The sequence below is a fragment of the Methylosinus sp. DMC45 genome, from assembly GCF_056313885.1.
This window is the reverse complement of record NZ_JBQUZK010000056.1, coordinates 258920-271739: the sequence shown is the minus strand read 5'-3', so window position 1 is coordinate 271739 and position 12820 is coordinate 258920. Positions and strand designations below refer to the sequence as shown.

Below are 12820 nucleotides of genomic sequence, written 5' to 3'. Positions count from 1 at the left end.
CCGGCAAGCTCACATCCCGCCCAAATGCTCCGCCACGGCGAAAATATCCTTGTCGCCGCGTCCGCACAGATTCATCACCATGATGTGATCCTGCGGCTTTTGCGGCGCCAGCTCCATCACCTTGGCCAGCGCGTGCGAAGGCTCCAGCGCCGGGATGATGCCCTCGAGCTTGGAGCAGAGCTGGAAGGCGGCGAGCGCCTCCTTGTCGGTGGCCGAGAGATAGGTCACGCGGCCGATGTCGCGCAGCCAGGAATGCTCCGGGCCGATGCCGGGATAATCGAGGCCGGCGGAGATCGAGTGGCCTTCGAGAATCTGGCCGTCGTCGTCCATCAAGAGATAGGTGCGGTTGCCGTGCAGCACGCCCGGCCGTCCGCCCGCCAGCGAGGCGGCGTGGCCGTTCTCGACGTCCAGGCCATGGCCGGCGGCCTCGACGCCGTAAATCTCGACCGAGGCGTCGTCGAGGAAGGGGTGGAACAGGCCGATGGCGTTGGAGCCGCCGCCGATGCAGGCGACGAGCGAATCGGGCAGCCGCCCTTCCGCCTCGAGCATCTGCTCCTTCGCCTCATTGCCGATCACCGATTGGAAATCGCGCACCATGGCGGGGTAGGGATGCGGGCCGGCGGCGGTGCCGATGCAATAGAAAGTGTCGGCGACATTGGTCACCCAATCGCGCAGCGCCTCGTTCATCGCATCCTTCAGCGTGCGGGCGCCGGACTGCACCGGGCGGACCTCGGCGCCCAGCATCTTCATGCGGAAGACATTGGGCTTTTGCCGCTCGACATCGACGGCGCCCATATAGACGACGCATTCGAGGCCGAAGCGGGCGCAGGCGGTCGCCGTGGCGACGCCGTGCTGGCCGGCGCCGGTCTCGGCGATGATGCGCTTCTTGCCCATGCGGCGGGCGAGCAGAATCTGGCCGAGCACATTGTTGATCTTATGCGCGCCGGTATGGTTCAGCTCGTCGCGCTTGAAATAGATTTTGGCGCCGCCCTCGCCGCCGACCGCCGCCGTGAGGCCGCGCAAATGCTCGGTCATGCGCTCGGCGTAATAGAGCGGGCTCGGCCTGCCGACATAATGCTTCAGCAGACTGTCCAGCTCGGCCTGGAAGGAGGGATCGGCCTTGGCCTCCCCATAGGCGCGCTCGAGGTCGAGGATCAGCGGCATCAAAGTCTCGGCGACGAAGCGTCCGCCGAACAGGCCGAAGCGGCCGTTCTCGTCCGGGCCGTTGCGGAAGGAATTGGGGGTCTGGTCGTTCATGTCGGTCCTCCTCGCCTCGGCTGCGGCGCTGTCTTAGACCCTCCGCCGCTCCGATGAAAGCGCCGTAGATCGTCAGACAGATGCGCCGCGCGCCGCCGCGACAAAGGCTGCGATCTTCGCCTCGTCCTTCACGCCCCGCTCGCGCTCGACGCCAGAGGATACGTCCACCGCCGGCGCGCCGGTCAGCCGCAGCGCCTCCGCCACATTGGCGGGGTCGAGGCCGCCGGAGAGCATCCAGTCGCCGCCGCCGTAGCCGCGCATCAGCTCCCAATCGAAGACCGTCCCGGCTCCGCCGGGGACGGCGGCGTTCGGCGCGGGCTTGGCGTCGAAGAGGAGAATGTCGGCGGCCTCCCGAAAGACCGCGGCGCGCGCGACATCCGCGGCGCCGGCGACGCCGATCGCCTTGATGACGGGCAGGCGGAAGCGCGCCTTCACGGCGGCGACGCGCTCTAGCGTCTCCCGGCCGTGCAATTGCAGAAGGTCCGGCGCGAGAGCGGCGACGATCGCGTCGAGCGCGGAATCGTCGGCGTCGACGGTGAGCGCCACTTTGCGGATGCGTCCCTGCGCGACCCGGCCGAGCTCCCGCGCCGTCTCGAGCGTGATGTGGCGCGGGCTTTTCTCGAAGAAGACGAAGCCGGCCATATCGGCGCCGGCGGCGATCGTCGCCTCGAGCGTCGGCAGGGTGGACAAGCCGCAGATTTTGACGATCACGCCGGGCAAACTTCCCTCTCGCCGTTTCCGTTTTCGGGCCGCGACCCTATCATGATCCGCTCGGGCCTGAAAAACGCCATATCCTCGGGTTGAAGTCGCCGTCGCCGGCGATCTCGGCCGCCGGTTTGCGCAGTCGAGCTTTCGTGTTAGACGACACGTTCCGACGCTGTGTTTGTCGCGCGTCGAAGCCGGGCGGCCTCCGCGCCGCTCTGTCGAAGAGCCGGTCCCTGGAAGGAACAGCTTTCTTGTCCATTCCGCTTCGCTACATCATGTCGATCGGGGGCTATATCCTCCGCCAGCATCTCGCCGGCCGGAAGCGCTATCCGCTGGTGCTGATGCTCGAGCCGCTGTTTCGCTGCAATCTCGCTTGCGCCGGCTGCGGCAAGATCGACTACCCGGACCATATTCTCGATAAGCGCCTCTCGGCGGAGGACTGCCTCGCCTCGGTGGACGAGTGTGGCGCGCCGGTCGTCGTGATCGCGGGCGGCGAGCCGCTGCTGCACAAGGAGCTGCCGCAGATCGTGCAGGGCATAATGGCGCGTAAGAAATTCGCCATCGTCTGCACCAACGCCCTGCTGCTGGCCAAAAAGATCGACCAGTATAAGCCGAGCCCTTATTTCACCTGGTCGATCCATCTCGACGGCGACGAGGAGATGCATGATCGCGCGGTGAGCCAGACCGGCGTCTACAAGCGCGCGGTGGAGGCGATCAAGCTGGCGAAGTCCAAGGGCTTCCGCGTCACCATCAACAGCACCTTCTTCCAAGACGCCGATCCGGCCCGCGTCGCCGATTTCTTCGACGAGGTGAAGCGCATCGGCATAGACGGCATGACGGTGTCGCCCGGCTACGCCTATGAGCGCGCGCCCAATCAGGCGCATTTTCTCAATCGCGCGCGCACCAAGGAGCTGTTCCGCGGCATTCTGAAGCGCGGACGCGGCGGACGCGACTGGGCCTTCGTGCAGTCGGGGCTGTTCCTCGACTTTCTGGCCGGCAATCAGAGCTATCATTGCACGCCCTGGGGCAATCCGGCGCGCACCGTCTTTGGCTGGCAGCGTCCCTGCTATCTTCTGGGCGAGGGCTATGTCCCGACCTTCAAGCAGCTGATGGACGAAACCGATTGGGATTCCTACGGCGTTGGCAATTATGAGAAATGCGCCGATTGCATGGTCCATTGCGGCTTCGAGGCCACGGCGGTGAAGGACGCCGTCGCGCGTCCGTGGAAGGCGGCGCTGGTCGCTCTGCGCGGCGTGAGGACGGAAGGCGATTTCGCGCCCGACATCTCGCTCGAGAAGCAGCGGCCGGCGCAATACGTCTTCGACAAGAATGTCGCGACTCTGTCAGAGCTCCGAGAGGCCGAGGCTAAGGAGCGGGCCGAGAAGACGCCCACAGCGGCCTAAGGTCGCCGATGATTTGCGAAAGTCCAGACCGGCGAGAATGAGATCGCCGATCTGGCGCGGCTCGCGGGCGAGATCGCGAAACACCGCGCGGAAATCGACGCCGCCGTCCGGCGTGACGGCGGAGGTGGCCAGCGGCGGCAGCGCCCGCGCCGCCGGATCATTGACCACGCGCACCACAGCCAGCGGCAGGCGCCGGCGCTCGGCGAAATCGGCGGCGATATGGGTTTCCATATCGACGGCGGCGGCGCCGGTCCGCTTGCGCAGCGCGGCTTTGGCCCTGGGGTCGAGCACGGGCGCCTCGACGCCGGCGATGACGCCGGAGACGATCTTGCCGCCCGAGGCGCCGAGACCTTCGCTCAAAATGGATGACAGCTCGGCGCTCGTCTCATAGCGCTTGTTCTCGGCGACGACCGAGGCGCCGATGACGACGTCGCCCGGCCGCAGCGCCGGATCGAGCCCGCCCGCTATGCCGAAGCTGACGACGCCCGCGAGCGCGAAGCCCTGCGTGCGCTCGAGCGCGGCGCGCAAGCCCTCAGTGTCGGCGCCGCTGCAAATCGGCACCAGACCTTCGCCCTCGGCGCAGGCGCGCTCGCTCAGCAGCCCCGTGATGATGAGGAAGCGCGGGGGCTCCACCTCATCCGGGCCGTCCAAGCGACGATTAGAGTCCGGTCTGGACAATTTTGCTGTTGCCCCTTTCGAGGTTACGATAGCGCGCCAGCGCCCACAGCGGGAAGAATTTCGCGTAGCCGTGATAGCGCAGATAGAAGACGCGCGGGAAGCCCGTGGCGGTGTAGCGCTCCTCCTTCCACAGGCCATCCGCATCCTGATTGGCCTGCAGATAGGCTATGCCGCGGGCGACCGCCGGATGGCCGACCTCGCCCGCCGCCATCAGCGCCAGCACGCCCCAGGCCGTTTGCGAGGGAGTGCTCGGCGCTTTCTCATAGCCCCGATAGTCGAGCTTATAGCTGTCTCCGTCCTCGCCCCAGCCGCCGTCCTCGTTCTGGATCGCGACGAGCCAATCCACGGCGCGGCGCATGGCGCGATGTTCCGGCTTCAGCCCGGCGGCGTTGAGCGCGCAGAGCGTCGACCAAGTCCCGTATATATAGTTCATTCCCCAGCGGCCGAACCAGCTGCCGTCCGGCTCCTGCTCGGCGAGCAGATAATCGACGCCGGCTTTCATGCTGGCGCTGGTCTCGATCGTGTCGCCGAGCTGCGCCAGCATGGAGACGCAGCGCGCCGAGACGTCCGAGGTCGGCGGATCGAGCAGAGCGCCATGATCGGCGAAGGGAATGTGGTTGAGATAATAATATTCATTGTCGGCGTCGAAGGCGCCCCAGCCGCCGTTCTTGCTCTGCAGCCCCTCGACCCATTCGCGCGCGCGGGCGATGCGCTCGTCATAGGGCCGGTCGGAGCGGCCGGCGTAGGAGCGATCCATCGCCGTCACCACCACGGCGGTGTCGTCGACATCGGGGTAATAAGCGTTGGCGTATTGGAAGGCCCAGCCGCCGGGGCGCACATTCGGCCGCTGCACGGCCCAATCGCCCTTCACATCCAGCACCTGCAAGGGCGCGAGCCAGTCGAGGCCGGCGCGGGCGCGCGCCTCCTCCGCCTCGCCGCCGACCTCGAGCAGCGTGTGGCAGGCGAGCGCCGTGTCCCACACGGGCGAGACGCAGGGCTGGCAATAGGCCTCGTCCTCCTTGACGACGAGCAGACGCTCGATCGATTCGCGCGCGAGCCTGATGCGCTCGTCATCGGCGGGGACGCCGAGAACCTCATACATCAGCAGGCTGTTGACCATGGCGGGGAAGATGGCGCCGAGGCCATCGACGCCGTTCAGCCGCTGCGTGACGAAAGCCTCCGCCGCCTTTATCGCGCGCTGGCGCGGGCCTTTGGGAAAATAAGGATCGGCGGCGCGCAGCAGCCTGTCGATCGCGCCGAAGAATGCGACCAGCGCCGGATGCTGATGCGCGCCGGTCGGCCATTTCTTCACCTCGTTCGGCGGTGTGGTGAACAGCTCGCCTATATGCACGCCGAGCCGATTGACGGCCTGCGGCTTCAACGTCTGCAGCACCAGCAGCGGCACCAGGACGGTGCGGCCCCAATAGGAGATCTTGTCGATATGGAAGGGAAACCATTTCGGCAGCAGCATGATCTCCACCGGCATGGCCGGCACGCCGCGCCAGGGAATCTCGCCATAGAGCGCCAGCAGCGCGCGCGTGAAGACATTGGTGCGCGCGGCGCCGCCATGGCTGAGGATCGCCTCGCGCGCCCGCTTCATATGCGGCGCGTCAATGTCGTCGCCGATCATCTTCAGCGCGAAATAGGCCTTCACGCTGGCGCTCATATCGAGGGCGCCGTCGCGGAACAAAGGCCAGCCGCCATGCTCGCCCTGGATACGGCGCAGATAGACGGCGATCTTGCCCTCGAGCGCGTGATCGATCGGCTCGTCGCGGAAATGGCGCATCAGCACATATTCGGCCGGAATCGTGGCGTCGGCCTCGAGCTCGAAGCACCAATGGCCGTCGCCTTTGGCGAGCGCGCGCAACGCGCCGGACGCGCGCGCGATGCTCTGGTCGAGCGCGTCGTCGCGCTTCGGCTCGATCGCAAGGGCGGTCGCGGTCATATTTTCGCGCTCCTTCGCAGCTGGGTCATCATGATCCCTTCGTCTCTCGCTTTTCCAAAAGAATGGTCTATCCGCGTCACAGACGCGCGACGCGCAGCGCCGGAGCCTCCGCGCCGCTCGGCGGCTTGACGACGATCTCCACGTCCTGTCCCAGCGCCACCAGAAAACGCAGCAGCCGCTCGACCGAGAACTGGCGGAAATCGCCGCGCAGCATTTTGGAGACGTCCGGCTGCTTGACGCCGAGCAGGCCGGCGGCCTCCACCTGCTTCAAGCCGCGCTCCTTCATCAGCCGGCCGATCTTGCCGATGAGCTGCGCTTTGAGCGCGTTTTCAGCGCGCGCGCTGGCGGCTGCTTCGTCAGGCTCGGGCGCGTTCATTGATCCGGGTCCTCGAAAATTCGGGGGAGCCCCCTCCCTCACCCTCCCCCGCTTCGCGGGAGAGGGGGGCTGTCGACGTTTCGCGAAGCCTCGATCAAGCGCCGCATCTCCTCCCTCTCCCGCGTGCGGGGGAGGGTCGGGGAGGGGGCGCTGCGCGCGCGATCCGACTCTCTCGAAACCGCTTCGTATAGTGATCTAACCATATCGTCAAGCGTCGGATCAGGCTGGCTCATCGCTTGCTACCCGATTTCACGGGTCCGCTCCGGGTCGCACGGAGCGTGGATGTTTGTTCGAAAGGGGTCAGCCCATGGACGATCTGTTTGTGATTTGTCGCACAGGCCACATAGAGGACGGCCAAGCCCATGGCTTTGTCCTGATGCGCGCCTATGACAACGGCGACACCAATCCGTGGCCGATCCTCATCACCCGCAAGGGAAATAATTTCTACGGCTTCGAGAACTCCTGCCCGCATGAGCAGATGCGCCTCGACACCTCGCCCGGCAATTTCCTCGACGAGTCGGGCAATTTCATCGAATGCGGGCGGCACCACGCCCAGTTCGATCTCGACACCGGCCATTGCTTCATCGGCCCGTGCCAAGGCGGAAAGCTGACGCCTCTCTCGCTCGTGATCGACGATGGCGACGTCTGCATCACCGGCGTGATGCTGGCGGACGAGTGAGGACGGGCGCCGCGCCCGAGAGAGGGGCTCGGGAAGCGAGCGCCCAAGCATAGCCTGGGACTGCGAAAACTGGGGACAGGAAGGATAACCCATGACGGACATGGCGGAACTGCAAAAGCGCAAGCAGCCTCTCAATCTGGCGATCGTCTATGTCGATCCCGACGCCTTCATCGCCAATTATATGGGCTGGCTGGAGATCACGACCTTCATCACCGCGCTGCGCGCCGGCGATGTGACGGTTCCCGCCGACGGCGTCACGCCCAAGCTCACGGACCAGCAATTGAAGGCCGCAGCGGCGGTCACTTACGGCGGCGACGCGGTTTTCGCCTTCTTCATGACGGCGGCGCTCAAGGGCGACAAGGCGGCGGCCGACAAGGTCGAGGCGGCGCTCACCGAGGCCATGGGCAAGGATTTCCCCGGCTCGACCTCGCTGTGGGCCTTCCGCACGCCGATGGACCCGCCCATCAGCCTCGAGGATCATGTCGGCGCCGCCGGCAAGAAGATGCTGCTCGGCGACATTCCGCCGCCGCCCATGCGCGCCAAGGAGAATTGGAACGCGGGCATTCGCTTCTTCGAGCAGGCGCGCAAATCCAATTTCGTCCACGAGATCATGTATCCGCTGGCCCTGTGGAGCCGCGAGCGCTGGACCGAGACGCTGGAGAAGGGCATCTCCTTCCTCACCCATATCGAGGACAATGTCCCCGTGCTGCGCGAGGTGCTCGAGGAAAAGCGCAATGATCAGGCATTCGTCGCCAATCTGCTGCTGAAATTGGCGCCGGCCATAGATCAGGAGCTGACCGAGGATATGGAAGGCTTTCTGCGCTCCCTCGCCCGCCGAAACTGAGCGGGCTCGAGCGCGGCGTATGACGTCCTGTCATACGCCGCCGCTAGCCTCGCCTGCTTCCGATTCGCCGCCGGCGATGGGAGAAGTGGGGAGGCCGTCATGAATAATTCGCCGCTGCTCGTCTCGGTGACGATAGAGCCCGAGCACGCACGCGATTGGGAGGAGCTCGTCGAGGCGCTCGCGCGGCTATCCGCCGGCGCGCCCGGACTGCGCGTCTCCGATCTCGATGCGATCGGCGGAACGCAGGCGCTGCTCGAGGCGGCGAGCGAGGAGCGGCTGCGAGAGATCGTCGCGCGCTTTCAGGAGCTGTCGCCTGTCGAGGCGATCATCGGCCCGCCGCGCGTCGCTTATCGCGAGCGTCTATCGCGGCGCCAGGAAATCGATTTCACCCATAAGCGGCCCGGCCAATACGCCCGCGTGAAGCTCGTCTTCGACACGGATGGCGCGGGCGGCGAGATTTTCGAGAACCGCGCGTCGGAGAGCGCCGTTCCGGCGGAATTCGTCGATGGGGTGGAGCGCGGCGTCGTTTCTGTGGTGGAGAGCGGCGTCATTCTCGGCCGGCCGGTGGTGGAACTGAAAGCGGCTCTGGTGGACGGCGCCGGCCATGGCTCGGATTCGTCGGTGCTGGCCTTCGAGATCGCCGCGCGCGCGGCGACGCGGGAGGCTCTGGCCAAGAGCAGCGAATTGCTCGAGCCGATCATGAGCGTCGAGACAGTCGCGCCCAATGACATTGCGGAAGCGGCGATCGAGGATTTACGCGGCCGGCGCGCGCAGGCGTTGAAGGCGGAGCAGGGCGACGAGACCACGCGGATCACGGCGACCGCGCCGCTCGCGGAGCTGCTGGGCTATGGGGATGCGCTGAGCGCGCTGACCAAAGGGCGCGCGAGCCATAATCTTCGCTTCGGCCATTATGCGCCGATCGCGCCGGAGGACGATACGCCCTTCCGTCCCGCGGCCTCCGCGCGGCCCAGCGCGACGGCCTGACGATAGAGATACGCCGGCCCGAAAGCTCCGGGCCGGCGAAAGTCGATCAGCGCGAGTAGAACTCGATGACCAGATTCGGCTCCATCTGCACCGGATAGGGCACTTCGGAGGGGAGCGGCACGCGCGTGAGCTTGGCCGTCAGCTTCTGATGGTCGACCTCGTAATATTCCGGCACGTCGCGCTCGGCGAGGCCGACGGCCTCGAGGACGATGACGAGCTGGCGCGAGCTCTCCTTCACCTCGACGACGTCGCCCGGCTTCACCAGATAGGACGGGATGTTCACCCGACGGCCATTCACCTTGATGTGGCCGTGGTTGATGAACTGCCGCGAGGCGAAGACGGTCGGCACGAATTTGGCGCGATAGACCACGGCGTCGAGACGGCGCTCGAGCAGGCCGATCAGATTGTCTCCCGAGTCGCCCTTCAGCCGGATGGCCTCCGCATAATATTTGCGGAACTGCTTCTCGGAGATATTGCCGTAATAGCCCTTGAGCTTCTGCTTGGCCTTGAGCTGCGTGCCGAAGTCGGAGGGCTTGCCCTTGCGGCGCTGGCCGTGCTGGCCGGGGCCGTATTCGCGACGGTTCACCGGGCTCTTCGGGCGGCCCCAAATGTTCTGTCCGAGACGGCGGTCGATTTTATATTTGGCTTCGGCGCGTTTCGTCACTTGCCGGCGTCCTCTTCCTTTTCGCAGCCTCGCAAAAGCGCGAAAACGAGACGCCGCGCCCGGCCTCGGTCAGAGGCGAGCGTCGCCGAACCACGTTCCCGCGCGACGAGGCGTGCCTCTCGCGTCAAAAGAACGCGCCCTCCTCTGCCGGAAACCGGCCGACAGGCCGCTCAGGAGCGACCACGGGTGCGGGCCGGCGAAGGTTTCCCCGCGCCGGACTGGGGGTCATTATCCGTGCAGGCGGCGGAAGTCAAGAAAAAGGCCGGCTCGCGCAGCGCGGGCCGGCCGAAAACAACGGAGCCTCGAGGCGGCGCTCAGGGCCACCAGATCGGCGCAATGCCGTCGCGATAGGGCAGAACCTCGAAGCGGCGGCGGTTCGGCAGCGTCTCCTGCATGAACCAGCTGCGCTGATTGTCCTCCATCGGCTGATAGGCGAAATAGGTCGCATCGACCAAATAGCGATTGGTCGAGCCGACCGGGACGACCGGGCCGGGATCGAGCCAGCTGCGGCGCGGAACGACGAGCGGCTGGCGAACATAGGGGATGGGGCCGGTCGCCACGACGATTCCCTCCGCGGGAATGAAATGACGATGCGCGGAGCGATGCGTTTTGGCGAGCGCCTCGCCCGCCGTCGCGAGGGCGAGAAGGCAGGCGAGTCCGGCCGACAAACTAACGAAATGACGCATCCTCATCTCCTGATTCCGATATCGACAGGATCATAACCAATCGCGTCGCCGAGCGATACCGGCGGTCGCGAATGGCGCCTCATGAAAGCTGAAAGCGGTCCGGCGAAAGCGCCGAACCGCCCCTAGGTAGGCATGCGCTCAGTGGCGCGCCGCGCGTTTTTTCGCGGCGGGCTTGGCGGGCTCGCCGTCGCTCGCGGGGGCGGCGGCGAGGCAGCCCGGCCCTTCCGTCTTGGGGAAGGAGCGAGCCAGCGCCTTATTGTCGCCGGCGGGCAGATAATAGATGCGATCGAGCAGGCAGCCCATGGCGCGGCGGTCGATCGGCTTGGCGCCGGCGCCGCAGGCGATGCCGGCGATCTCCATCGACAGGCTGGCGTTGACGAGGCGCATGGCGAGGCAGCTGCGCTCGCCGGCCGCCGCGGCGGCGACGCCGCCCTCGCGCAGCGACAATTTGATCTCCGCCGCCTCGAAGGCGCCCGCGCGCGTCACCAGCGGCGTCGGCTGGCCGATGCGGACCACGCCGAGGCCGGCCTGGGCGGCGTGACGCGCGACATCCAGGAAGAAGTCGGAATTGCCGAGCTTCTCGCCGGCGGGCTGCAGAATATCGAGCCGCAGATAGGGCCGGCCCGTGTCGAAGGCGCCGAAGGCGTGCGTCTCCTGGCGGCCGCCCGAGGGGAGCGGCTGATCGAAGGTGATCTTCGGATCCTTGTCGATCTCCGGCGCCTCGAGCCGGAAGGCGGCGACGCGTTCCGCGGGGGCCGCGGGCGCCGAGGCCGGCGCATTCGCATAGCGGGGCGCGGGGCTCGCCGTCGGCGCGGCGGCCGGCGCTACCGCGGCCTCCTGCGACGGCGCGCGGACGAAGGCGAGCGCGGCCAGCAGCACCAGAAGCGCCGCGACGCCCATCGACACTGCGGCGAGATTGCCGAGCGGGCGCGCCCTCAGTGGGCCGGAGGCATAGGGGAGGTCGTCACCGCTGGAAGCGGACAAGCTCATGACTCTACTCCAACCGCCCGTCTCGAGCGGGCTTTACACATTACGATCGGGCCGAAAGTCCCGAAAAAGACTTATCTGGCCCCGAACATTGGCGTTAAGCGTAAACATTCCGTTGAACATAGCCGTGTTTTCGCTTTTCGACGCCCCTTGCGCGCGGCCGCGCGCGGCGCGCCCAAGGCCTCGAGCCAAACTTCGGCCAAGAAGCTCCGAAAGAGAGAGGAGGTCAGATACGAAGATCGGCGCGACACCAGGTCGCCCTCACCCTGCAATATCGAGGAAACAGCATGAAGATTCTCGCAACGGCGGCCGTTGTCACCTTGGTCTCTTTTCCGGCATTCGCCGAAAAGGTCGCCGTCGGCTGCCAGCTGGTGTCGCAATACAGTGAAGATCAAGTCGGTTATCTTCTGGGCGAGGCGCGCTCGGTCATCGGCGATCAGGAAACCAATCGCATCTATGGCCATTACGTCAGCCTGCGCAGCGCCTGCCAATATGACGGCAACGCCACCCGCGTGGTAAATCTCCCGCCCGCCTTGCGCGATCTTCTCGCCCAGAACGGCGTCGACATCCGCCGTTTCGCGCGGCGCATGTGAGCCGCGGGCGCCTCAGTGACGGCGGCCGCGTTTCTTGGCGGCCGCGGCCCCCTGAATCTGCGCCTTGCAGGCGCGGCTGAGCCCGCCGATATTGGCCTTCAGGCAGCTTTCCACCGCCGCCGCGTCCGGCACATAGCGCTCGCAGAATTTATAGGCGTCGTCCGTGCAGGCCGAGCGCTGGCGGGCCGACCCGCGTTGCGCGGCGTCGGCCGAGGCCGCGCAGATCAGCAAGAATGTGCAAGCCAATAGCAGCCTCATTCCCGTCATCCTCCCATTTGGCTCCGCGCCCGATGGCTCGGACCGCCTCGGCGCCGAATTGCCATAATTACGATAGGCGCGACGGCGCGCGCGGCAATCGGCTCCTGCCCTCATCCTAAATAGGGCCAAAATTTTCTTCCGTAGGGCGGGGCCGGCTCGGGCGGGGCTTGAATTCGGCGCGCCGCACCTATTTAATAAGCACGCTTATCAAAAGCATTGCTATAGAAAGCGCGCCTAATGCCCTCGCCGCCGCCAACGACCTTCTGCTTTCTGCTGCATGACGCGGCGCGGCTGATGCGCAAGCGGTTCGAGCAGAATGCCCGCGAATTGGGCCTGACCCGCGCGCAGACCCAGGCCCTGGCCTATCTGTCGCGCAATGAGGGCGTCAGCCAGTGCGTGCTCGCCGAAATGCTCGATCTCGAGCCCATCACCCTCGGCCGCACGGTCGATCGGCTGCAGGGGATGGGTCTGGTGGAGCGCCGGCCGCACGAGACCGACCGGCGCGTCTGGCTGCTGTTCCTCACCGATGCGGCCTGGCCGCTGGTCGAGGCCATAGCGCCCATCTCCGAGGCGACCCGCCAGGAGGCGCTGGCCGGCGTCAGCGACGAGGACCGCGCGACATTGATGCGCGTGCTGGAGACGGCGCGCGGCAATCTGATCGAGAAAATGAGCTGCGCGACGAAAAAGCCGAAGGCGCGAAGCGCGGTCGGCTGACGACGGTCGAGGGATCGGACGAGGCGAAAGCGAAGCGGACGGCGGCG

15 protein-coding genes are annotated in these 12820 nt (G+C 66.3%); 6 read left to right on the top strand and 9 right to left on the bottom strand.

Annotation, left to right across the window (positions count from 1 at the left end; translation table 11 throughout):
- Positions 1-9: 9 nt before the first annotated feature.
- Complete coding sequence (gene trpB, locus ACT53T_RS20370) at positions 10-1257, bottom strand: tryptophan synthase subunit beta (protein ID WP_476162614.1); 1248 nt, start codon at positions 1255-1257, stop codon at positions 10-12.
- Positions 1258-1329: 72 nt separating this feature from the next.
- Positions 1330-1977 carry a phosphoribosylanthranilate isomerase gene (locus tag ACT53T_RS20365; protein ID WP_476162613.1) on the bottom strand — a complete coding sequence of 216 codons (648 nt, stop codon included), beginning with the start codon at positions 1975-1977 and terminating at the stop codon, positions 1330-1332.
- A 236-nt stretch (positions 1978-2213) separates the two neighbouring features.
- On the opposite strand from ACT53T_RS20365, the gene hpnH reads away from it, so the two are divergent.
- Positions 2214-3365, top strand: coding sequence for an adenosyl-hopene transferase HpnH (hpnH, locus tag ACT53T_RS20360; RefSeq protein WP_476162612.1), 1152 nt, complete (start codon positions 2214-2216; stop codon positions 3363-3365).
- On the opposite strand, the gene ACT53T_RS20355 is transcribed toward hpnH, so the two are convergent.
- From ACT53T_RS20355 to ACT53T_RS20345, 3 genes are all read right to left on the bottom strand, one after another.
- Positions 3306-4016 carry a phosphorylase gene (locus tag ACT53T_RS20355; RefSeq protein WP_026191514.1) on the bottom strand — a complete coding sequence of 237 codons (711 nt, stop codon included), beginning with the start codon at positions 4014-4016 and terminating at the stop codon, positions 3306-3308. The genes hpnH and ACT53T_RS20355 overlap by 60 nt on opposite strands.
- A gap of 7 nt (positions 4017-4023) precedes the next feature.
- Positions 4024-5988 (bottom strand): squalene--hopene cyclase, encoded by a 1965-nt coding sequence (gene shc / locus ACT53T_RS20350; RefSeq protein ID WP_476162611.1) that lies wholly within the window; start codon positions 5986-5988, stop codon positions 4024-4026.
- 76 nt (positions 5989-6064) lie between these two features.
- Positions 6065-6364: a helix-turn-helix domain-containing protein gene (locus tag ACT53T_RS20345; protein WP_476162610.1), complete on the bottom strand. Its 300-nt coding sequence runs from the start codon at positions 6362-6364 to the stop codon at positions 6065-6067.
- Positions 6365-6671: 307 nt separating this feature from the next.
- Between ACT53T_RS20345 and ACT53T_RS20340 the strand changes: the two genes are divergently transcribed.
- The 3 genes from ACT53T_RS20340 (at position 6672) to ACT53T_RS20330 (ending at position 8871) form a co-directional block, all read left to right on the top strand.
- Positions 6672-7043, top strand: coding sequence for a Rieske (2Fe-2S) protein (locus ACT53T_RS20340; RefSeq protein WP_142864263.1), 372 nt, complete (start codon positions 6672-6674; stop codon positions 7041-7043).
- Positions 7044-7134: 91 nt separating this feature from the next.
- Positions 7135-7887: a hypothetical protein gene (locus ACT53T_RS20335; protein ID WP_400769885.1), complete on the top strand. Its 753-nt coding sequence runs from the start codon at positions 7135-7137 to the stop codon at positions 7885-7887.
- 99 nt (positions 7888-7986) lie between these two features.
- Positions 7987-8871 carry a translation factor GTPase family protein gene (locus ACT53T_RS20330; protein ID WP_476162609.1) on the top strand — a complete coding sequence of 295 codons (885 nt, stop codon included), beginning with the start codon at positions 7987-7989 and terminating at the stop codon, positions 8869-8871.
- 46 nt (positions 8872-8917) lie between these two features.
- Here the strand turns inward: ACT53T_RS20330 and rpsD are convergent, their stop codons facing one another.
- The 3 genes from rpsD to ACT53T_RS20315 form a co-directional block, all read right to left on the bottom strand.
- Positions 8918-9535 (bottom strand): 30S ribosomal protein S4, encoded by a 618-nt coding sequence (rpsD, locus tag ACT53T_RS20325; protein WP_018266879.1) that lies wholly within the window; start codon positions 9533-9535, stop codon positions 8918-8920.
- A gap of 314 nt (positions 9536-9849) precedes the next feature.
- On the bottom strand, positions 9850-10221 hold the full coding sequence (locus tag ACT53T_RS20320) for a hypothetical protein (protein WP_018266878.1): 372 nt from the start codon (positions 10219-10221) through the stop codon (positions 9850-9852).
- Positions 10222-10359: 138 nt separating this feature from the next.
- Complete coding sequence (locus ACT53T_RS20315; protein ID WP_476162608.1) at positions 10360-11211, bottom strand: hypothetical protein; 852 nt, start codon at positions 11209-11211, stop codon at positions 10360-10362.
- 284 nt (positions 11212-11495) lie between these two features.
- On the opposite strand from ACT53T_RS20315, the gene ACT53T_RS20310 reads away from it, so the two are divergent.
- Positions 11496-11801: a hypothetical protein gene (locus ACT53T_RS20310; protein ID WP_018266876.1), complete on the top strand. Its 306-nt coding sequence runs from the start codon at positions 11496-11498 to the stop codon at positions 11799-11801.
- 12 nt (positions 11802-11813) lie between these two features.
- Here ACT53T_RS20310 and ACT53T_RS20305 read toward each other — a convergent pair whose 3' ends face one another.
- Positions 11814-12059 carry a hypothetical protein gene (locus tag ACT53T_RS20305; RefSeq protein ID WP_018266875.1) on the bottom strand — a complete coding sequence of 82 codons (246 nt, stop codon included), beginning with the start codon at positions 12057-12059 and terminating at the stop codon, positions 11814-11816.
- Between the two features lie 237 nt (positions 12060-12296).
- On the opposite strand from ACT53T_RS20305, the gene ACT53T_RS20300 reads away from it, so the two are divergent.
- Entirely contained in the window at positions 12297-12773 is a 477-nt protein-coding gene (locus ACT53T_RS20300) for a MarR family winged helix-turn-helix transcriptional regulator (RefSeq protein ID WP_476162607.1), read from the top strand.
- The last annotated feature ends 47 nt before the right edge of the window (positions 12774-12820 follow it).